The organism is Muricoccus nepalensis, from assembly GCF_006438825.1.
In the GTDB taxonomy this organism is placed as follows: Bacteria; Pseudomonadota; Alphaproteobacteria; order Acetobacterales; family Acetobacteraceae; genus Roseomonas; species Roseomonas nepalensis.
The window spans coordinates 1-18,446 of record NZ_RCZP01000009.1 but is presented as its reverse complement, the minus strand read 5'-3'; the positions used below and the strand labels follow the sequence as shown (position 1 = coordinate 18,446).

Sequence of the window (18,446 nt, the reverse complement as noted above, 5' to 3'; positions counted from 1 at the left end):
CACCGGCACGTCGCCAGGACGGCCGATGACGCGCCTTGGATCGTCCTCGCCGCCGAAACCGCTGGCCGTGCCGCGGGGTTCATCCACACAGTCAGCACGGAGCAGCCCCATGCCTCGCACCCGATGCGGCGTTCTCCTCTCAACGTTTCTCCTTCTCGCAGCCTGTGCCCCTGGCACCCCCGTGCAAGGCACAGCGGCCGGGGCGGCGGGCAGGGCAGAGACGGCCGACGCCTGCCGGATGCGCGGCGCTGCGGCCGAGGACCGGTACGCCGGCCCACTTGGTGATCTGAGCATCGACAGCGCCATGGTCCGATCGCGGGTCACGCAGGCATGCCTCAGCCGGGAGCAGTAAGAAGCGGCGCCGAACGCCGGAGAAAGGCCTGGACCTCGCGCTACCTCCTGGCGGCGGTCGCGCTCGCTGGCTGCGGCACCCAGCACGCTCTCCCGTCCGTCACGGCCGAGGAGGTGCGGAACGCCGCGCAGACCATCGCGGCAGCGCCGGTGCTCACGGCCAGCCCGCGGGATCCCGTGCAGGACGGGCCCATGCTGGAGCGCGTCACGGCGCGCCTGGCACCGCCCGCCGAGCCGTTCTGCGACGCCTATCTCGGCCGGGCTTGCGCCTTCCAGGTGGTGCTCGATGCCAGCCCCTCCGGCGCGGCGACCATGAGCGCCGAGGCGTCGGGGGCGGGGCGGATCACGGTGAGCACGGGCATGCTGCGCGCGATGGCCACGGACGACGAAACCGCGGCCGTCGTCGCGCACGAGATGGGCCACCACCTGGCCGGCCACCTGGCGCGCGGCCTGGCCCGGGGGTCGGCCGCTGGGATCGCCGCGGGGTCGATCGTCGGAGCGGTGATCCCCTTCGGTGGCCTGGCCGCCTGGGCCATCGGACAGGGCGCGGCGGAGCTCGGCGCGGGCGCGGCGCGGCTGGCCTTCTCCAAGGAGGAGGAGCGCGAGGCCGACTACCTCGCCGTCTACCTCCTGGCGCGCGCGGGCTACGATCCCGCGCCGGCGGCGAGCTTGTGGGTAAGGCTGGCGCGCCGGGACCGCCTGTCGGGCGAAGCGGGCGTCCTGGACCGGCATCCCAGCGATCCGGAGCGGCTGGCGGCGTGGCGCCGGACGGTGCAGGAGGTGCGCGCCTCGCCCGATCTCGTGCCGCGGCTGTCCGTCACGCGGTAGGGCGCGGAGCATCGGTCCGGCCACCGCTCCGCTTTGCGACCACCCGCCGGCTCTGCTCCCTGCACCGACAATCGACCGGCCCGGTCCGCACAGGCACCGTTCCTCACCCGAAGTCGAGGCTGATCTGGTCCGGGCGCCCCTCGTCGGCGCTGCCGAAGCCGGAGACCGTCACGCCGAGGAGGCGCACGCCCTTGGGCAGCGGGAAGATGCCCCGCACCAGGTCCAGCGATACCTTGGCCAGCTCGGCCCGGCCCGCAACGGGCGCGGCCAAGGTCCGGCTGCGGGTCAGCTGCCGAAAGTCGGCGAACCTCACCTTGACGGTCACGGTGCGCCCGACGATGCCGGTCTTCTCGCACCATTCCCCGACCTCCTCGGCCAGCGCCGTGATGCCCCCCTCCACCTCCCCAGCGGTGGCGAGGTCCCGGGCATAGGTCGTCTCCGAACCGAAGGACTTCCTCGGCCGGTCGGGCACCACCGGGCGGTGGTCCTCGCCGCGCGCGATGGCGTGGAAGTGGGCGCCCGCCTTGCCAAAGTGCGCCTGCAGGAAGGCGAGGCTCCGCTCGCGGAGGTCGCGGCCAGTGCGGATGCCCAGCGCCTCCAGGCGGGCCGCCGTCGCTGGCCCCACGCCGTGGAAGCGTGAGACCTCCAGCGCCTCGACGAAGGCCGGACCCTGATCGGGCGTGATGACGAACATGCCGTTGGGCTTGCGCAGGTCGCTCGCGAGCTTGGCGAGGAATTTGTTGTATGAGACCCCCGCCGAGGCGGTCAGGCCCGTGCGCTCCAGGATCTCGGCCCGGATCTGGCGCGCCACCGCCGTTGCGGTCGGCAGCCCCTGGAGGTTCTCGGTCACGTCGAGATAGGCCTCGTCGAGCGAGAGGGGCTCGACCAGCGGCGTGTGGCGCAGGAAGACCTCGCGGATGCGGGCGGAGATCTCGCGGTAGCGCTCGAAACGCGGCGGCACGAAGCGGAGGTCCGGGCAGAACCGGAGCGCGGTGCGGGACGGCATGGCCGAGCGCACCCCGAAGGCGCGCGCCTCGTAGCTGGCGGCGGCCACCACCCCGCGCTCGCGCGAGCCGCCGACCGCCAGCGGCAGACCGGCGAGCGACGGGTCGTCCCGTTGCTCGACCGACGCGTAGAAGGCGTCCATGTCGACGTGGATGATCTTGCGGGCGGGGGTCACGGGCTCGAAGCAGGAGGCGGCGAGAAGGGCGAGGATACCACGACCGTGGCGGCGCCGGGGGAGCCCCTGTTCAATCCGGCGGGTGCTCACCGGAAGTCCCCGGACCTCGGCAGAACGGGACGGTGGCTCCCCGGCTCGAGCCGCCTGACCGCGTCCGCACAGCCGAGCGCGTCTCCACCCACTTGCATCTTGGTCGAGCCGATCCGACCGGTCTCTCAAGCGCGCCACGATAGAATTCCGCATATCGGAATACAGGCAGAATGTAGGCCAAGCCCCTGTCGACCATGACTAACGTGCCGACAGCTGGCTGCTGCAAATCCGATGGAGCTGGAGGCTTAACAAATGACCCTTGTCCGAGCCCACCATCGCCGCTCTCCGCCTTCGGAGCCGCCGTCTTCCACGGTCATACGGTTCCCGCGGCGCGCTCGCGCGAGCGTCCCCATGAAGCACCGCCTGAGAACGACAAGCCATGTATGACAAGTCCGATCCGCGCGCCGCTCTGGCTCCGCTGGGACCGAACCGCGCCGTCCCTTCCGGCGCCTACGCGCCGCCAAGCTACGTCCGCTTCTACGAAACCCCGCCCCAGGATGATGGACCTGAGGGCAGGACCTGGTACGCGCGCGGCCAGAACTTCGTCGTCCTCCACACCGAAGCGCGGACCGGTGCACGCTTTGAGCGGAGAGGTCAGAAGGACGAGTACGCGCTTCTCCTGCCGGACGCGGCGACATCGGCCGTGGTGACGGCGGGCGACGAACGCGTGGCCTGCGAGGGGCACGCGGTGGTCTTCGTCCCACCGGGCGACAGCAGCATCGAGATAGCCGGTGCCGGTCGTGTCGTCCGCCTCTTCACGACGCTCTCGGTCGATCTGGTTGCCCGTTGCCCGAATAACGATGCCTACGCCAGGCCAAACCCGCTCATCCCTCCCTTCGAACCATGGCCGGCGCCGAGAGACGGCTACCGCGTTCGGCGCTACGGGTTGGACGTCTCCGGCGAAAGCGGCCGCTTCGGGCGGATCTTTCGCGGCTCCACCTTCATGGTGAACTACCTCGATCCCCGGCACGAACCGCGCGACATCACGAAGCTGTCGCCCCACCACCACGACGACTTCGAGCAGTGCTCGCTCGCCCTCGACGGCGAGTTCATCCACGACCTGCGCTGGCCCTGGACGCCGAACATGAATCACTGGCGCGAGGACGAGCACGCCTTCTGCGGCTCCCCCTCCGTCGCGGTGATCCCACCGCCGGCCATCCACACGACGCGGGCTCAACGCCACGGCCTGAACCAGCTCGTCGACGTCTTCTGCCCTCCCCGGCTGGACTTCTCGAGGAAGCCGGGCTGGGTGCTGAACGCCGACGACTACCCGATGCCGGAAGGGGCCTGAACAGGACAACCCGATGAGCGAAATCGTCATGGACAACCTCGCCCGCGACGCGGAAGCGGCCGAGCTGCTGGTCGGCGCGGTCGACCTGCACTGCCACAGCGGCCCGGCCGCCATGCCCCGCATCCTGGACCACCACGAGGCCCTGCTGGACTGCGCCGCCGCCGGGTTCCGCGCCTTGCTCTACAAGGACCACTTCTATCTCGGCACCGCCCACGCGATGATCCTGGAGAAGCTCTTCCCCGAGCTGGGGGTGAGGCTCTTCTCCGGCATCGCGCTGAACAACGCGTCAGGCGGCATCAACCCCCACGCGGTCGATCACGCGGCAAAGCTCGGCGCGAGGATCGTCTGGATGCCGACCCTGTCGGCGGCGAACCACATCGAGCAGGCGCAGGGCCAGGGCAAGAGCTTCCCGAAGACGGCCAAGAAGATGCTGGACCCCCTTCCCTTGCGCGCCACCGATGCCAACGGGGAGTTGCTGGACGACACGAAGCGGGTTCTCGACCTCATCGCGGAGGCCGACATCATCCTTGCCGGCGGGCATCTCGACGCGGCCGAGATGATCAAGGTCTTCGCGGAGGCCAGGCGGCGCGGGGTGAACCGCCTGCTGGTGAACCATCCCACCTACCTCATCGGCTGCACCGACGACGACATCCGCGAGCTCGTCTCGATCGGCGCCCATATCGAGCACTCGATCTGCATGTGGGTGGAGGGCAGGTCGAAGAAGTTCACGCCCGAGGAGCTGGTGCACCTGATCGAGGTGGCCGGGGTGGACCGGACGATCCTCTCCTCGGACCTCGGGCTCGTCGGCTCGCCGCGGCCGGTGGAGGGCTTCCGGCAGGTGGTCCGGCTGCTCCTCGACCAGCAGGTGCCGAAGGCCGACATCCGCAAGCTCGTCTCCTCCAACGCGGCGCGGCTCGTCGGCCTCGACGAGGCGGCCTAGGCATGCCCGACGGCTTCAAGGACCGGATGCGCCGGGGCGAGCGCCTGCTCGGCTTCTTCATTGGCACGCCATCGGCCGCGACGGTCGAGATGGCGGGCTTCTGCGGCTACGACTTCGTCATCATCGACACCGAGCACGGGCCCGCCGGCATCGAGACGATCGAGGACATGCTGCGCGCCGCCGCCCTGCACGGCATGGCCGGGCTGGTCCGCGTGCCGGACGGATCGGTGGCCAGCATCCAGCGCGTGCTGGACGCCGGCGCGGACGGGATCCTCGTGCCGCACGTCGCCAGCGCCGCCATCGCGCGCGAGGTGGTCGAGCGCGCGCTCTACGCGCCGGAAGGCAAGCGCGGGGTGGCGCTCTCCCGCTCCTCCGCCTACGGCACGGGGGACAGCAAGGCCTACTACGCCACGCGGAACCGCCACACGGTCGTGATCGTCATGGTCGAGGACGCCGAGGCGCTTCCGGTGGTGGATGAGATCGTCGCCGTGCCCGGGATCGACGCGGTCTTCATCGGCCCAGGGGACCTCGGCGCCTCGCTCGGCCATGCCGGCGACATTCGGCATCCCGCGGTGAAGGAGGCGGTGGGCCGCATCGCGGACGCCGCGCGGCGCGCCGGGGTGGCGCGGGCGACGGTGGGCCGCACGGCGGAGGATGTCCGCCGGCTGCAGGCGGCGGGCACCGGCATGGTCTGCTTCAACACCACCGCCATGCTGGTCGGCGCGATGCAGTCCCTCAAGGCGGAGCTGGCGCGGTAGCGGCGTGGAGGGGCCCGGCCGTTCTCGGCGCCCGGCCACCGCCGCCTTGCAGGCGCTCCATCGATGCCGTGATCTCCCGGCTCGCCTCCTTCAGGGCGGGCACCAGCTCCTCGGTCAGGACGCGGTGGTTCACGGCGGAGCGGAAGTAGCTGAGGCCGATCGTGCCGGCGACCATCCCGCCCTGGATGATCGGCACCGCGACCGTGTCGGAGGAGCGCGGCTCCACCTTCGGGTCGCGCTGGGCGTAGCCCTGCTGCCGGGCCGTGCCGACGATGCCCCGCAGCACGCGCTCGAGGTTCGGCGGATTGTCCTCCGGGTCGATGGAGGCGGAGAGCATCCGCAGCAGGATGCGCCGCTCCGTGTCCGGGCACCAGGCGAGATAGGCGCGCCCGAGGGCGCGCGTGACCAGGCTGAGGTGCGACCCGACCGTGCTGTGGAAGGGCGACACCGCGCTATCCGCAATGGTGCTGACGCTGATCGCCATCCGTGCGCCGTCCAGCACCGCGATGGCGGCGGGCCAGCGCAGCCGCCGCGTCAGGTCCGCCGCCCAGGGCCGCCCGGCCTCCGCCACCAGCGGCCCACCGTGGTAGCCGGCGCTGAGCGAGAGCACGTTCGAGGTGACCTGATACCCGAGCCCGCGGCTCGCCTTGGTGGCCAACCCCGCGGCGATGAGGGTCCCCAGGAGCCGCATGATCGTCGGCTTCGGCAGGCCCGTGGCCCGGTAGAGCTCTTCCACCGTCGTGCAGCGCTGCCGGTTCATCTCCTTCAGCACCGAGACGGCGCGGAGAACGGACTGGACGGGAGGGTCGCTCAGGGGGGAGGCTCCGGCACGTGTCCTGCCAGATCAGACACGGTCAGCACCAGCTTGCCAATCTGCGCGTTGGCGTCGAGCACGGACTGCGCTGCCCCCGCCTCCTCCAGCGGGTAGACGCCGCAGAGATGCGTCCGGATCCGCCCGCTCTCCAGCAGGGGCCAGACCTGCTGCACGAGCTCGCGGGCGATGCGCCCCTTATACGCGGGCGGGCGGCCCCGCAGGGTTGAGCCGGTCAGGGTCAGCCGGCGGATATACACGTCGCGCGTGCTGATCTCCGCCCGCGGGGCGCGGTGGCTGGCGATCAGGACGAGGCGCCCGTCCGTCGCGAGCAGGCCCATCTCGACCGGCGTGTAGTCGCCGCCCTGGCTGTCGAGGATCACGTCCACCCCACGGGCGCCGGCCACGTCGCGCACCCGCTCCGGCCAGTCCGCCTCCCGGTAGTCCACCACCTCGTCGGCGCCGTGCTCGAGGGAGACCGCTCGCTTCTCGGCCGAGCTGGCGGTCGCGATGACCCGCGCGGCGCGCAGGTGCCGCGCCATCTGGATCGCGGCCAGCCCGACGCCGCTGGTGCCGCCCTGGACGAGCAGCGTCTCTCCCTCGGCCAGGCGGCCGAGCCAGAAGACGTTGTTCCAGGCCGTGAAGAACACCTCCGGCAGGGTCGCCGCCTGGGCGAAGGAGAGGCCGCGCGGCACCGGCAGGCATTGCGGCGCCGGGACGGCGCAGAACTCGGCGTAGCCGCCGCCGGCCACGAGGGCGCAGACCGCGTCGCCGGGCCGCGGCCAGGCCACGCCGGGCGCGGTCGTCTCCACGACGCCGGCGACGTCGAGGCCGGGGATGTCCGTGACGCCGGACGGCGGCGGGTAGAGCCCCTTGCGCTGCTGCACGTCCGGCCGGTTCACGCCGGCGGCCGCGACACGGACCAGCACCTCCCCGGGGCCGCATGGCGGAACCGGCCTGTCCACCAGCGCGAGCACCTCCGGCCCGCCCCTGCCTCTGATCTCGATCGCGCGCATGGCCCTCTCCCGTACCGTCGTCGCCCGCCCTGGGGCGATGGGGCGAACCATGGGCACCGCGCCACGCCCGGCGGGCGGAGCACGCCCGCGGGGGTGCCGGGTGCTTCACAGGGCGATGTTCGCCTCCCGCACCACCGGGGCCCATTTCCGCAACTCCGCGGCGATGAAGGCCCTCAGCTCGGCGGGCGTGCCGCCAACGGCCTGCATGCTCAGCTTGGCGATCGCCTCCTGGCCCCTCGCGCTTCCGAGGAAGGCGTTGGTGGCGGCGTTCAGCCGCTCCACGATCTCGTTCGGCGTTCCCGCCGGCGCGGCCAGCGCGTACCAGGCGGAAGCCTCGAACCCGCGAAACCCGGCCTCCTGCACGGTCTCCACATCCGCGAGGTCGCTCGAGCGCTGTGCCGTGGTGACGGCCAGGGCGCGGATCTTGCCCTCGTGCGCGAGCGGCACGTAGGAGGGCAGGAAGTCCATCGCCAGGTCGATCTGCCCCCCCAGCAGGTCCTTCACGACATCGGCCGTGCCGCGGTAGGGCACGCTCGTCAGGCTGATCCCCAGCTCCTTCTCCAGCAGCAGGGCGGTGATGTGGCCCAGGGTTCCGTTGCCCGGGACGCCGACCGTGAGCTTGCCGGGGTTGGCTTTCGCGTAGGCCACCATCTCCCGGATGCTTCCCACCGGGAGCGATGCCTTGGCGGCGACGACCAGGGGCGACTTGGCGATCAGTACCACCGGCGCGAAGGCCTGCTCGGGGTCGAACGGAAGGTTCCGGTAGATCAGCTTATTGTTCGCCAGCGGCCCGGGCGTGCCAAACAGGATCGTGTAGCCGTCGGGCGCGGCCCGGGCGACGACGGCGCCGCCGATGTTGCCGCCCGCGCCGCTGCGGTTGTCGACGACGAACTGCTGGCCCAGTGTCTCGCCCAGGTGCTGCGCCAAGGCCCGCGCCAGGAGGTCGGTGCCGCCGCCGGCGGAGAAGGGCATGATCACCGTGACAGGCCGCGACGGCCAGGCCTGCGCGCGGGCGGCGGGCGCGGTGAAGAGGCCTGCCGTGCCGATGGCGAGCGCGACCCTGCGAGTGACGCGCGTCTTCATGAGGTCCTCCCTTGCGGCGCATGACGGGCGCTTCCTGTGGGAGCCATCCTACCGGGGAGCACGGAAGGGGCTGTGCCAATGTGCCCGCTTTCCGGCATGCGGAATTGCAGCAATCATGGATCGACCGCCTCGTCGCACCGACTAGTTTCGCCAGTGGGTCGCCGGGGAGAAGCCGTGATGCGCGAAGGGATGGAGGAAAGGGGCAGCCCGGCGGGCCTTCCCGCGCGGGGCGCCGCGGTGCCGCGCCGGTGACCGGCCTGGACGTGCCCCCTCCCCGCATCCCGAAGGTGGCCCTGGTCACCGGCGCCAGCGGCGGCATCGGCAAGGCAACGGCGGCACGCCTCGCCGCGCTGGGGAGCGTCGTCGTCCTCGGGTACAACGGCCGGCGGGCCGAGGCGGAGGATGCCGCCGCGGCGCTGCACGGCACCGGGCACCTGGCCCTGCGCATCGCGATCGACGAGGCCGCCTCTCTCGCCGAGGCCGCGGCGGCGGTGGAGCGCCGCCACGGCCGTCTCGACGCGCTGGTGAACAGCGGCGGCGCGACAACGCCCGTCCCGCCGATGATCTGGACGGGCTGACCGACGCGATCTTCGACCGGACGGTCGCGGTGAACCTGCGCGGCCCCTTCGCGGCGATCCGCGCCTTCCGCCCGCTGCTGGAACGCGGCGAGGGCGCGGCGATCGTGAACATCTCGTCCATCGCGGCCCGCACGGGCCTCGGCAGCAGCCTGGCGTACCTGGCGGCCAAGGCGGGCGTGGACGCGCTCACCATTGCGCTCGCCAAGGTGCTCACGCCGAAGGTGCGCGTCTTCTCCGTCTCGCCGGCCGGCGTCGACACGGGCTTCGTCCCCGGCCGCACGCGCGAACAACTGCAGAGGACGGCCGAGCGGCTCCCTCTCGCCCATGTCACGACCCCCGATGACGTCGCGCGGGCCGTGGTCGCCTGCATCGTCAGCCTGACCAGTTCGACGGGCATCGTCGTGCCCGTGGACGAGGGCAGGCACCTGTAAGGCCAGGACGCCATGGACACGCTGAAATTCTACATCGACGGCGCCTGGGTGGAGCCGGCCGCCCAATCGGTCCTGGATGTCGAGAACCCCGCGACGGAGGAGGTCGTCGGGCGGATCAGCCTGGGCTCCTCGCCGGACGTGGACCGGGCCGTCGCCGCCGCGCGGCGGGCCTTCGCCACCTTTTCCCTGGCGTCCGTGGAGGAGCGTCTCGGCTGCCTCCGCCGGATCATCGAGGGCTTCCGGGCGCGCCTGCCGGACCTGGCACGGGCGATGACGCTCGAGATGGGCGCTCCCATCACCTTCGCGACCGAGCGCCAGGCGACCGTCGCCCTCTTCCACTTCGAGGAGGCGGCGCGGGTGCTCGCCGGATACCGGTTCGAGGAGCGGATGGGCCAGGGCGTGGTCCGCCGCGAGCCGATCGGCGTCTGCGGGCTGATCACGCCCTGGAACTGGCCGCTGAACCAGGTGGCCTCGAAGGTGGCGCCGGCCCTGGCGGCGGGGTGCACCGTGGTGCTGAAGCCGAGCGAGATCGCGCCGCTCAGCGCGATGCTCCTCGCGGAGATTATCCACGAGGCGAGCCTGCCGCCGGGCGTCTTCAACCTCGTGAACGGCGACGGGCCCACCGTTGGTGAGGCCATCGCCGCCCATCCCGGGATCGACATGGTGTCCTTCACCGGATCCACGGCGGCCGGCGTGCGCGTGGCGAAGCTGGCGGCGGACACGATCAAGCGCGTTGCGCAGGAGCTGGGCGGCAAGTCGGCCAACATCATCCTCGACGACGCCGACCTCCGGCCTGCCGTCATCCAAGGCGTCCAGGCCTGCTACACCAACGCCGGCCAGAACTGCCAATCCCCCACGCGCCTGCTCATCCCCCGCGCGGGGCGCGATGCCGCGATTGAGGCAGCGCGCGAGGCCGTGGCCGCCATCCGCCTTGGCGATCCGCTCGACCTAGCCACCACCATGGGCCCGCTGGTGAGCCGGGCGCAGTTCGAGAAGGTTCAGGACCTCATCCGGTCGGGCATCGACGACGGCGCGACGCTCGTGGCGGGCGGGCTGGGGCAGCCGGTCACCCTCAACCGGGGATACTACGTCTTGCCGACCGTGTTCGCCGACGTGCATCCCCGCATGAGGATCGCGAGGGAGGAGATCTTCGGGCCCGTCCTGTCGATCATGAGCTACGAGACGGAGGAAGAGGCGGTCGACCTCGCCAACGACACGCCCTTCGGCCTGGCGGGCTTCGTGCAATCGCGCAGCGCGGAACGGGCGCGCGCGATCGCCAACCGCCTACGCGCTGGACGTGTCTACATCAACGGCGCCGCCTTCGACCGCAGCCTCCCCTTCGGCGGCTACAAGCAGTCCGGCAACGGGCGCGAGTTCGGCGTCTTCGGGCTTGAGGAGTATCTGGAGGTCAAAGCCATCCTCGGAAGCTAGGCTCCGTCCCGTTCACCTGGGCGCTCGGGTACGCGGTCCCGGGGCATGGTGTGGTGGATCGAGCCTGAAGCGTCCGGGCTCCATCGTCCATGGACGCGGCTGCTCCTGGGTATCGTGGTGATGGCGCTTGACGGCGGTGTGCCGCCGCCAGACCCCCGATCCTGGCCCGATCGGCAGGACGAGGCTCTCCAGGCCGGGACGCGCGGCCCGCGTGGCCGGCTCTCCGGCCGGCGCCGGGCCAGCCTATTCCGCCGATGCCCCGCGAATGCCGTAGCGGTCGAGCTTGTCGTAGAGCAGCTGCCGCCGGATCCCCAGCAGCTCGGCCGCCTGCGCGCGATTGCCCCTCGCGGTGTCGAGGGCGCGGCGGAGCATGGCGGTCTCCAGCCGGGCCACGGCGTCCGGCAGGGTTCCCGCCAGCCAATCCACGCCTGCCGCTTCCGCGCCGTTCGCCGGTGTGACGTCCAGGAAGTCGAAGTCCGTGGCGGTAAGCACCTGGCGGTGCGTCAGGGTCACGGCGCGCTTGATGGCGTTCACCAGCTCCCGCACGTTGCCGGGCCAGGCGTGGCGCAGCAGCCGGGCGGCGGCATCCGCACCCAGGCGGCGGTCCCGGCCTTCCAGCGCCAGCACGTGCTCCGCCAGGGGAACGATGTCGGCCAGGCGATCGCGCAAGGGCGGCAACTGCACCGGGACCACCCCGATGCGGTAGAACAGGTCCTCCCGGAAGGTGCCGGCGCGCACGGCAGCCGCCAGGTCGCGGTGGGTGGCGGCGATGACGCGCACGTCCACCGGCACGGGGCGACCGCCCAAGGGGGTCACGACGCGCTCCTGCAGCACGCGCAGGAGCTTGGCCTGCATGCCCGCCTCCATGTCACCGATCTCGTCCAGGAACAGGGTGCCGCCCTGGGCATCGCGGAACGACCCCGTGCGGTCGGCGACGGCCCCGGTGAAGGCGCCGCGCTGGTGGCCGAAGAGCAGGCTCTCCAGCAGCTCCCCGGGGATGGCGGCACAGTTCACGGGAACGAAGGGCTTGGCGGCGCGGCTGCCGTGCCGGTGGATGGCGCGGGCCACGACCTCCTTGCCGGTCCCGGTCTCGCCCAGCAGCAGCACGGTGGCGTCGCTGTCCGCCAGCAGGCCGATGCTCTTGTGAACCTCGCGCATCGCGGCGCTGACGCCGACCAGCTCCCCTTCACGGGCCAAGGGCGCGCGGGCCGTGCGGGGTGCGTCGGCGGCGCGGGGCAGCATGCGGGCCAGGAGGGCGGCCAGGGCGGCGCGCCCCACCGGCTTGGCCAGGTGGTCGGCCGCGCCCAGGCGCATGGCCTCGATCGTGTTCTCGCCCGTGGGCACGGCGGTGATCACGGCCACGGGCGGCGGGGCCGGTAGGGCGCGGATGCGGCGCAGCACCTCCAGGCCGTCCAGGCCCGGCATGCGCAGGTCCAGCAGCACCGCGTCGGCCCGGTGGGCGACCAGCCAGTCGAGCGCCTGGACGCCGTCGGCCGCCTCTGCCGCGCGGAGGCCCAGGTCGGACACCGTCGTGGCGACCGCCCGACGCAGCGCGTCGTCGTCGTCGACGATCAGGATGAGGGGCTGGCTGGCGGACACGGGGAATCCTGGGGCAGTTCGAGGACGAACTGCGTCATCGCGCAGGGGCCGCCACGGTTGCGCAGCCGCAGCCTTCCGCCATGCGCGTCGGCCAGTTCGCGCGCGATGGCCAGGCCGAGGCCGGTGCCGTCGGCGCGGCCGGTGACGAAGGGCTCGAACAGGCGGTCCGCGATGCCGGGCGGGATGCCGTCGCCGCTGTCGGCCACGCCGAAGGACAGGACGCCGCCGTCCCGCACGGCGGACAGGGCGACGGTGCCGTCTGGCGTCGCGTGCCGGAGGGCGTTGCCGACGAGGTTGTCCAGGATACGGGCGACCACCGCCGGGTCGAAGCAGGCCGGGCCGCCCTCGGCGGCCACGTCCAGCGAGAGGCCGCTCCTGGCCGCGACGGCGGCGTGGCGCGCGGCCAGGGCGTGCAGGAACGCGGCGGGATCCTGCGCCGTGGGCCGGGGCTGCACGCGCTGGGTCATGGCCAGCAGCTCGCTGACCAGATCATCCAGCCGGCCGAGCTGCGCCAGCATATCCGCGATGCCCTGGCGGCGCCGGCCGTCGTCGCCGGCCAGGGCGTTCTCGCCCTGCAGCCGGGCCGCGGCGATGGGATTGCGGATCTCGTGCGCCACGCCGGCCGCCACCCGCCCCAGCGCCGCCATCCGCTCGGCGCGCGCCACCCGCCCAGCCAGGGCGTCGGCTTCGCGCCGCGCCTCCGCCAGGCGGGTTCCGGCGAGGTTCAGAGCGTCCACGACACGGTCGAGCTCCCGCTCGCCCGATCGCGTGATGACGGGCAGGTCCACGGCTTTCATCCCGCCGAGCGCTGCCTCGATCCCGCGGAGATGGCGGCCCCACACGAACAGCGTGCGCCCCAGCAGCCCCGTCGTCAGCACCAGCAGCGCCAGCAGCGCCGGCAGTCCCAGCTGCAAGGGCTGCAGCCCCTCCGCGGCACGGACCCGGCCCATGGTCCAGGCGGTGAGGCCCGGCACCGGCCCGTCCAGCGGGCAGGCCGCCAGCAGGAGGCTCTGCGACCGCGTGACGACGGACTGGCTCACCGTGCGCTCCTCCCGCCGCACCGCGGCGTTGATCGCGGCGATGGGCGCGGCCTCGGCGGACGGAAGGTCGGTTTTGGGACCGCTGCCCTCGTAGGTGGGGAAGGCGTAGGCGAGAGAGCCCGCCCCTGCCGCCCAGACGCCGCCCTCCACCCCTTCCTGCCGGGCCAGCGCCACGTTGAGCACGGCCACCAGATCGCGCCGCAACGCGTCGTCCGGCACGCCGGACGCGGGGCCGTGCCAGTTCGTCGCGTAGAAGCCGAAGCGGTCGCGGATCATGTCGCAGGCGCGGGCCAGCACAGCCTCCGTGCGGCCGACCTGCGCCGCAGTGGACTGGCGGTGCAGGCTGACAAGCAGCAGGCCAAGCACCAGGCTGGACAGCAGCGACAGCGTCCACAGCGTCACCAGACGGGCCTTCAGCGAACGCATCCCGAACACCTCGCTTCTCCCTTGCGGCCCGCTTGCCCGCGGGCAACGCGGGCGCCCGGCCTTCGTCGCGGTGCTTGGCGGTCTGTCGTCCCCGGCCGTTCAACGAACCGGCGGCCGCGGTGCAGCCGCGGCAGGGTCCCCGGCAGCGGCCGGGGCGCCGGGCTCGTCGGTGCCGGCCACCGGGGGCAAGGGCCGAGGCGGCACGGAGAGCTGCACCAGCCGGTCCATGGAAGGCCCGGCCTGCCGGGCGTCGATGGCGCGGCCGACGGCGTTCTCCAGGCCCCATCCCTTCACCGCCAAGGTCTGGCCGGGCTTCAGCAGGTCGGCCAGGCGCGACGCGTCCCGCGGCGGCAGGTGGATCATCGTGCCGTTCTCCAGCAAGGCGCCGTTCAGCTCGCCCGCCGGGCCATGCAGCGCCATCTTCACCACGCCGGCCGCGTCCATGTCCCGTCCCAGTGCGGGGTCGGCGGGCTTGGAGCCGCCGGGGCCTGGCGGGCGGCGCGGGCCGCCGGCCGGCGGTCCCTTGTCGGTCACCGTGGTGCCGTTCGCCGCGATCGACCCGGCCAGCAGCACCGGTCCGTTCCGCTCGCCGCGGATCACGACCTCGTCCCCAGGATGCACCGCCCTCTGCACGTCCTCGCCCAAATGCGGGGGGAAATGCACCTCCGTGCCGTCCGCCAGGATCAGCCCGTCCACGTCGCCCACCGGCGTCAGGCTGTACTGGGCCACCCGGCCCCGGAACTCCGGCATGCTGGCCGGATCGCGCGGGGCGTTCCGCCCCTGCGCGACCGCCAGGGCGCCGCCTGCACCCAGCACCAGCGCCGCGGCCAGCAGCAATCCTCTTGCGCCCCGGCCACGCCCGGCAAGCGCCTTCACGTCAACGATCTTCATCTTGCGTTTCCCAGCGGCGGATCATCCCGCCGTGTCCGGTCAGCGCAACCGGTGTGCCATGCCGCAACTTGCCGTTTTCATTGATTCAAGTGGCAACCATCCGTCCGCCGGGCGTCCGCCGCGCGGACATCGGCGTCCGAAGATCGGACAGCGGCGGGCGTCAGGGCCGGCCTGTCCGAAAGGCGGACGCGCGCCGTCCGAAACCGGGACACACAGGGCCCCGGGGAAGCGCCGAATCCCCGTGAATTCAGAAAGCGGCGCCCTGGCACAACGCTTGCCGTTGGATCGTCCTGCGCTCCACGCCTGAGAATCCCATGATCAACGCCGCCGCCCGGTCCGCCGCTTGTCTCGCCGCCTCAGCCGTCCTGCTGGCCTGCTCGTTGCCGGCAAGAAGCGTCCCGGCCCAGGCGACGTCCACCCTGGTCGCGTTCGACCCCACGACCCTTCCATCCATCAGCGGCAAGATCGCCCAGTACAGCCTGACGCCGGTGGGCGACGTGGACGGGCTGATCTTGGAGGACGGGACCGAGATCCACCTCCCGCCCCGCCTGGGCACCCTGCTCGCGGATGCCGTGAAGCCGGGAGACAGGGTCACGGTTCACGGGCTGCGGGCCCGCGCCGTCCCGATGATGCAAGCCGTCGCCATCACCAACGACGCGACCGGCCGCACGGTGACCGATGGCGGACCGCCCGGGACGCCTCCGCCGGCGGCAACGCGCGGCGATCGCCAGGCGATGACGGCGCAGGGCCGCGTGCGCCTGCAGCTGCACGGCCCGCGCGGCGACCTGAACGGCGTGCTGCTGACGGACGGCACCATCATCCGCCTGCCCCCGCCCGAGGCGCAGCGCCTGTCGGAGCTGCTGCGGCCCGGCATGCCCCTCGCCGCGCAGGGACGCGGCGTCGCAGGACCGTTCGGCCGCGTGCTGGAGGCGACCCGTCTTGGGGCGGATCCCGCGAGCATGACCGCGCTGCCGCCCGCCCCGCCCCCGCCGCTCCGACATGGGCCACAAGTCCAGGAGCAGCCGGCATGGCGATGACCTCCGGCGAACCGGGCGCCTTGACCTGCCTGCGCATCGGCAACCCACAGCTGGCGGAGTCCGACGACGAGAACCGCCGGAACCTGTATCGCATCGTTGCCCTGATCGCGCCGCGGCCGCCTCGCAGCCTGAACGTCGTCCTGCAGCCCGGCAAAGAGGCCGACGACGGAGCGGTCGCGCAGGGGAGCGACCAGGACGCAACCGAGGCCTGGCCCGAGAAGGGCCTTGTCGGCGGCCAGCCCGGCCCCGGTCGCAACGGACGCAAGGGGTGAGCGCCGTCACCACCGCCCAGTGGGCGAGCTGGGCCATGGCGGCCGCGGCCACGGCAGGGGTCATCGTCCGTCCCTTCTCCTGGCCGGAGTTCATCTGGGCTGGAGCCGGGGCGGTGCTGCTGGTGCTGCTCGGCCTGCTGCCCGCCGCCGACGCGCTGACCGGGGTGATCAAGGGGACCGACATCTACCTGTTCCTGATCGGCATGATGCTGCTCGCGGAGTTGGCCCGGCAGGAGGGCTTGTTCGACTGGCTGGCCGCGCACGCCGCCGCGCGCGCCAAGGGCTCGGCCACTCGCCTGTTCGCCCTGGTGTTCTCGGTGGGCACCGTGGTGACGGTGTTCCTGTCCAACGACGCCACCGCCGTGGTGCTGACGCCGGCCGTCGCGGCCGTGGCGAAGGCGGTCAAGGCGGAGAAGCCGCTGCCCTACCTGTTCATCGGCGCCTTCATCGCCAACGCGGCGTCGTTCGTCCTGCCGATCTCCAACCCGGCCAACCTGGTCATCTACGGCGCCCACATGCCGCCGCTGCTCCACTGGCTGCCGCAATACGCGCTGCCCTCGCTGCTCTCGATCGCCGCCACCTACGCGATGCTGCGCTGGACCCAGCGCGGCGACCTGCGGCAGGACATCCTCGCCGACATCGAGATCCCGGTGCTGAGCGCGGCGGGCCGGATGGCGGCGGCGGCCATCGCCGGCACGGCCGTCGTGCTGCTGGCTTCGTCGGCGTTCGGGATCGAGCTGGGCCTGCCCACCTTCCTCGCCGGCCTGACCGCCGTCGGGTTGGTGCTGAGAAAATCCGAGAACGGGATCGGCGCCGTGCTGAAGGGCGTGTCCTGGGGCGTGCTGCCGCTGGTGGCCGGGCTGTTCGTCCTGGTGGAGTCCCTGGAGACGACCGGGATCACGGCGGCGCTGGCGCAGGGGCTGCACGCCCTGGTGCAGCGCTCCGCGAGCGAGGCCGCCTGGGTCGTCGGCCCCGTGCTCGCCTTCGGATGCAACCTGGTGAACAACCTGCCGGCCGGGCTGGTCGCCGGACGGGTGCTGGAGCTGGCGCCGATGCCGGAGCGCGTCCGCAGCGCCGTGTTGATCGGGGTGGACCTGGGCCCGAACCTGTCCGTCACCGGGTCGCTGGCCACCATCCTCTGGCTGACCGCGCTGCGGCGCGAAGGGCAAGACGTGGACGCCTGGACCTTTCTGAAGCTGGGCGCGGTGGTGATGCCGCCCGCCTTGCTCCTGGCCCTCGCGGGAACCTTCGTGTTCGGCTGACCCGCTTGCGCACCGGACGACCGGACCTCGCCTCCTCCCCCCTTTCCAGCCTGTCTTCGCAAGCAAGGACCCATCCCCATGCAAAGCATCAGCGCCGCCTGGCTCTATCCCCTCATCCTGATCGCCGGCGCCTTGCAGGCCTGGGGACCGCCAATGAACGGGGCCTTGCGGGAAGCCGTGACCAACCCGTGGCTCGCCAGCACCATCTCGTTCCTGCCGGTCGTTGCCTTCATGGGGCTGCTGTTCCTGTGCATGCCGCGCCCGTTTCCGACGGCCGACGGCGTGGCGGGGATGCCGTGGTGGGCGCCTCTGGGGGGCATCGTCGGCTCGTTTGCGGTGATCTGCGGGCTGATCTTCGTCAACAAGGTCGGCGCAGGGGCCTTCGCCGGCCTGACGATCACGGCGAACATCCTGATGTCGCTCCTGATCGACCACTTCGGCATGTTCGGCATGGAGCAGCACTCGCTGAATCTCTGGCGCGTGCTGGGTGGCGCGCTGATGGTGGCGGGGGTCGCCCTGGTGGCCCTGTTCTGATGCCCGCTTTGGTGGGCCATCAGCCCTCTGCTCGACGCCCGCGAGGCCTGAACGCGCTCAACGTCTTCCTGACCAACCTCCGGAACGGACCAGCGCTTTGACTCGCGATCGGCCGCATCGCCGTGCACGGTCCGGCCGTGGGCTGGAACGAGGCGACGGCCAACGTCGTGACGACCATCGCCGCCCTGGCCGGGCCGACAGCGCGGGCCAAACGGGGTTGCAGCTCCCAGAAAGGGATCGCGCGGATGGTCGATCCGGTCCCGTGGCCTCGCGATCGCGGGCGACGCGGCCCCGCGGACCGCCGCCCGACGGTCAGGCCGCCCGGATGCCGGCCAGGAAGCCGTTCACCTGGCCGCGGAGGGTCTCCGCCCGCTGCGAGAGGTCGCCGGCGGCGGTCCGCACCTGCGTGGCCACCTCGCCGGTCTGCTGCGCCCCTTCCGTGACCCCCGTCGCCAGGCGGTTGACCGCCTGCGTGCCGGAGGCCGCCTCCGTCACCGCGCGCCCGATCGCGCGCGTCGCCGCCGATTGCTCCTCGGCCGCAGCGGCCACCCCCTGGGTCAGGCCGTCCATCCGCTCGATGGTCCCCGCGATGCCGCG

At 72.4% G+C, this 18,446-nt stretch carries 18 protein-coding genes and 1 pseudogene; 11 read left to right on the top strand and 8 right to left on the bottom strand.

The annotated features are described in order from the left end of the window. Positions 1-330: 330 nt before the first annotated feature. Positions 331-1,179, top strand: a complete 849-nt coding sequence (locus EAH89_RS11585) for a M48 family metalloprotease (protein WP_140883136.1) — start codon at positions 331-333, stop codon at positions 1,177-1,179. 103 nt (positions 1,180-1,282) lie between these two features. On the opposite strand, the gene dinB is transcribed toward EAH89_RS11585, so the two are convergent. Continuing rightward, entirely contained in the window at positions 1,283-2,359 is a 1,077-nt protein-coding gene (dinB, locus tag EAH89_RS11580) for a DNA polymerase IV (RefSeq protein WP_277753818.1), read from the bottom strand. Positions 2,360-2,828: 469 nt separating this feature from the next. Between dinB and EAH89_RS11575 the strand changes: the two genes are divergently transcribed. From EAH89_RS11575 to EAH89_RS11565, 3 genes are read left to right on the top strand one after another with little or no spacing between them, the layout of a single operon-like run. Further along, on the top strand, positions 2,829-3,740 hold the full coding sequence (locus EAH89_RS11575) for a cupin domain-containing protein (protein WP_140883132.1): 912 nt from the start codon (positions 2,829-2,831) through the stop codon (positions 3,738-3,740). Positions 3,741-3,753: 13 nt separating this feature from the next. After that, entirely contained in the window at positions 3,754-4,680 is a 927-nt protein-coding gene (locus EAH89_RS11570; RefSeq protein WP_140883130.1) for a DUF6282 family protein, read from the top strand. Between the two features lie 2 nt (positions 4,681-4,682). Continuing rightward, on the top strand, positions 4,683-5,438 hold the full coding sequence (locus EAH89_RS11565) for an HpcH/HpaI aldolase family protein (RefSeq protein ID WP_140883129.1): 756 nt from the start codon (positions 4,683-4,685) through the stop codon (positions 5,436-5,438). On the opposite strand, the gene EAH89_RS11560 is transcribed toward EAH89_RS11565, so the two are convergent. From EAH89_RS11560 to EAH89_RS11550, 3 genes are all read right to left on the bottom strand, one after another. Continuing rightward, entirely contained in the window at positions 5,416-6,252 is an 837-nt protein-coding gene (locus tag EAH89_RS11560; RefSeq protein WP_277753817.1) for an IclR family transcriptional regulator domain-containing protein, read from the bottom strand. The two genes, EAH89_RS11565 and EAH89_RS11560, sit on opposite strands and share 23 nt — an antisense overlap. Then, positions 6,249-7,265: an NAD(P)H-quinone oxidoreductase gene (locus EAH89_RS11555; protein WP_140883128.1), complete on the bottom strand. Its 1,017-nt coding sequence runs from the start codon at positions 7,263-7,265 to the stop codon at positions 6,249-6,251. The genes EAH89_RS11560 and EAH89_RS11555 overlap by 4 nt, the downstream gene beginning before the upstream one ends. A gap of 105 nt (positions 7,266-7,370) precedes the next feature. Further along, positions 7,371-8,348: a Bug family tripartite tricarboxylate transporter substrate binding protein gene (locus EAH89_RS11550; protein WP_140883126.1), complete on the bottom strand. Its 978-nt coding sequence runs from the start codon at positions 8,346-8,348 to the stop codon at positions 7,371-7,373. A 248-nt stretch (positions 8,349-8,596) separates the two neighbouring features. Here EAH89_RS11550 and EAH89_RS33045 point away from each other — a divergent pair, with 248 nt between their 5' ends. Genes EAH89_RS33045 through EAH89_RS11540 form a run of 3 tightly spaced genes read left to right on the top strand, consistent with a single transcriptional unit; the run spans position 8,597 to position 10,788 of the window. Then, positions 8,597-8,926, top strand: a complete 330-nt coding sequence (locus tag EAH89_RS33045; RefSeq protein WP_206667518.1) for an SDR family NAD(P)-dependent oxidoreductase — start codon at positions 8,597-8,599, stop codon at positions 8,924-8,926. Between the two features lie 29 nt (positions 8,927-8,955). After that, positions 8,956-9,357 (top strand): SDR family NAD(P)-dependent oxidoreductase, encoded by a 402-nt coding sequence (locus EAH89_RS33040; RefSeq protein WP_206667517.1) that lies wholly within the window; start codon positions 8,956-8,958, stop codon positions 9,355-9,357. A 12-nt stretch (positions 9,358-9,369) separates the two neighbouring features. Further along, positions 9,370-10,788: an aldehyde dehydrogenase family protein gene (locus tag EAH89_RS11540; RefSeq protein ID WP_140883124.1), complete on the top strand. Its 1,419-nt coding sequence runs from the start codon at positions 9,370-9,372 to the stop codon at positions 10,786-10,788. 243 nt (positions 10,789-11,031) lie between these two features. On the opposite strand, the gene EAH89_RS11535 is transcribed toward EAH89_RS11540, so the two are convergent. The 3 genes from EAH89_RS11535 to EAH89_RS11525 all read right to left on the bottom strand — a co-directional run bounded on the left by EAH89_RS11535 (position 11,032) and on the right by EAH89_RS11525 (position 14,744). Next, the gene (locus EAH89_RS11535) at positions 11,032-12,387 is read right to left on the bottom strand and encodes a sigma-54-dependent transcriptional regulator (RefSeq protein ID WP_140883122.1); all 1,356 of its coding nucleotides are present in this window, start codon (positions 12,385-12,387) and stop codon (positions 11,032-11,034) included. Next, positions 12,360-13,853 carry a sensor histidine kinase gene (locus tag EAH89_RS11530; RefSeq protein ID WP_140883375.1) on the bottom strand — a complete coding sequence of 498 codons (1,494 nt, stop codon included), beginning with the start codon at positions 13,851-13,853 and terminating at the stop codon, positions 12,360-12,362. The genes EAH89_RS11535 and EAH89_RS11530 overlap by 28 nt, the downstream gene beginning before the upstream one ends. 99 nt (positions 13,854-13,952) lie before the next feature. Continuing rightward, complete coding sequence (locus EAH89_RS11525; protein ID WP_140883120.1) at positions 13,953-14,744, bottom strand: hypothetical protein; 792 nt, start codon at positions 14,742-14,744, stop codon at positions 13,953-13,955. A gap of 314 nt (positions 14,745-15,058) precedes the next feature. Here EAH89_RS11525 and EAH89_RS11520 point away from each other — a divergent pair, with 314 nt between their 5' ends. The 4 genes from EAH89_RS11520 (at position 15,059) to EAH89_RS11505 (ending at position 17,849) form a co-directional block, all read left to right on the top strand. Beyond that, the gene (locus EAH89_RS11520) at positions 15,059-15,781 is read left to right on the top strand and encodes a hypothetical protein (RefSeq protein WP_140883118.1); all 723 of its coding nucleotides are present in this window, start codon (positions 15,059-15,061) and stop codon (positions 15,779-15,781) included. Beyond that, positions 15,772-16,053, top strand: a complete 282-nt coding sequence (locus tag EAH89_RS11515) for a hypothetical protein (RefSeq protein WP_140883116.1) — start codon at positions 15,772-15,774, stop codon at positions 16,051-16,053. The genes EAH89_RS11520 and EAH89_RS11515 overlap by 10 nt, the downstream gene beginning before the upstream one ends. Next, on the top strand, positions 16,050-17,315 hold the full coding sequence (locus EAH89_RS11510) for an arsenic transporter (RefSeq protein ID WP_241666979.1): 1,266 nt from the start codon (positions 16,050-16,052) through the stop codon (positions 17,313-17,315). Before EAH89_RS11515 ends, EAH89_RS11510 begins: the two co-directional genes overlap by 4 nt. A 78-nt stretch (positions 17,316-17,393) precedes the next feature. Then, on the top strand, positions 17,394-17,849 hold the full coding sequence (locus EAH89_RS11505; protein ID WP_241666978.1) for a DMT family transporter: 456 nt from the start codon (positions 17,394-17,396) through the stop codon (positions 17,847-17,849). Between the two features lie 312 nt (positions 17,850-18,161). Here EAH89_RS11505 and EAH89_RS31205 read toward each other — a convergent pair. After that, positions 18,162-18,446: pseudogene (locus EAH89_RS31205) on the bottom strand (methyl-accepting chemotaxis protein); the annotation flags it as partial.

Excerpts from the sequence above, each read along its gene's own strand:
- EAH89_RS11530 (WP_140883375.1), bottom strand. The coding sequence starts at position 13,853 with ATGCGTTCGCTGAAGGCCCGTCTGGTGACGCTGTGGACGCTGTCGCTG.
- EAH89_RS11585 (WP_140883136.1), top strand. The coding sequence starts at position 331 with ATGCCTCAGCCGGGAGCAGTAAGAAGCGGCGCCGAACGCCGGAGAAAG.
- EAH89_RS11515 (WP_140883116.1), top strand. The coding sequence starts at position 15,772 with ATGGCGATGACCTCCGGCGAACCGGGCGCCTTGACCTGCCTGCGCATC.
- EAH89_RS11570 (WP_140883130.1), top strand. The coding sequence starts at position 3,754 with ATGAGCGAAATCGTCATGGACAACCTCGCCCGCGACGCGGAAGCGGCC.
- EAH89_RS11540 (WP_140883124.1), top strand. The coding sequence starts at position 9,370 with ATGGACACGCTGAAATTCTACATCGACGGCGCCTGGGTGGAGCCGGCC.
- EAH89_RS11565 (WP_140883129.1), top strand. The coding sequence starts at position 4,683 with ATGCCCGACGGCTTCAAGGACCGGATGCGCCGGGGCGAGCGCCTGCTC.
- EAH89_RS11525 (WP_140883120.1), bottom strand. The coding sequence starts at position 14,744 with ATGAAGATCGTTGACGTGAAGGCGCTTGCCGGGCGTGGCCGGGGCGCA.
- EAH89_RS11520 (WP_140883118.1), top strand. The coding sequence starts at position 15,059 with ATGATCAACGCCGCCGCCCGGTCCGCCGCTTGTCTCGCCGCCTCAGCC.
- EAH89_RS11505 (WP_241666978.1), top strand. The coding sequence starts at position 17,394 with ATGCAAAGCATCAGCGCCGCCTGGCTCTATCCCCTCATCCTGATCGCC.
- EAH89_RS11550 (WP_140883126.1), bottom strand. The coding sequence starts at position 8,348 with ATGAAGACGCGCGTCACTCGCAGGGTCGCGCTCGCCATCGGCACGGCA.
- EAH89_RS11575 (WP_140883132.1), top strand. The coding sequence starts at position 2,829 with ATGTATGACAAGTCCGATCCGCGCGCCGCTCTGGCTCCGCTGGGACCG.
- EAH89_RS11555 (WP_140883128.1), bottom strand. The coding sequence starts at position 7,265 with ATGCGCGCGATCGAGATCAGAGGCAGGGGCGGGCCGGAGGTGCTCGCG.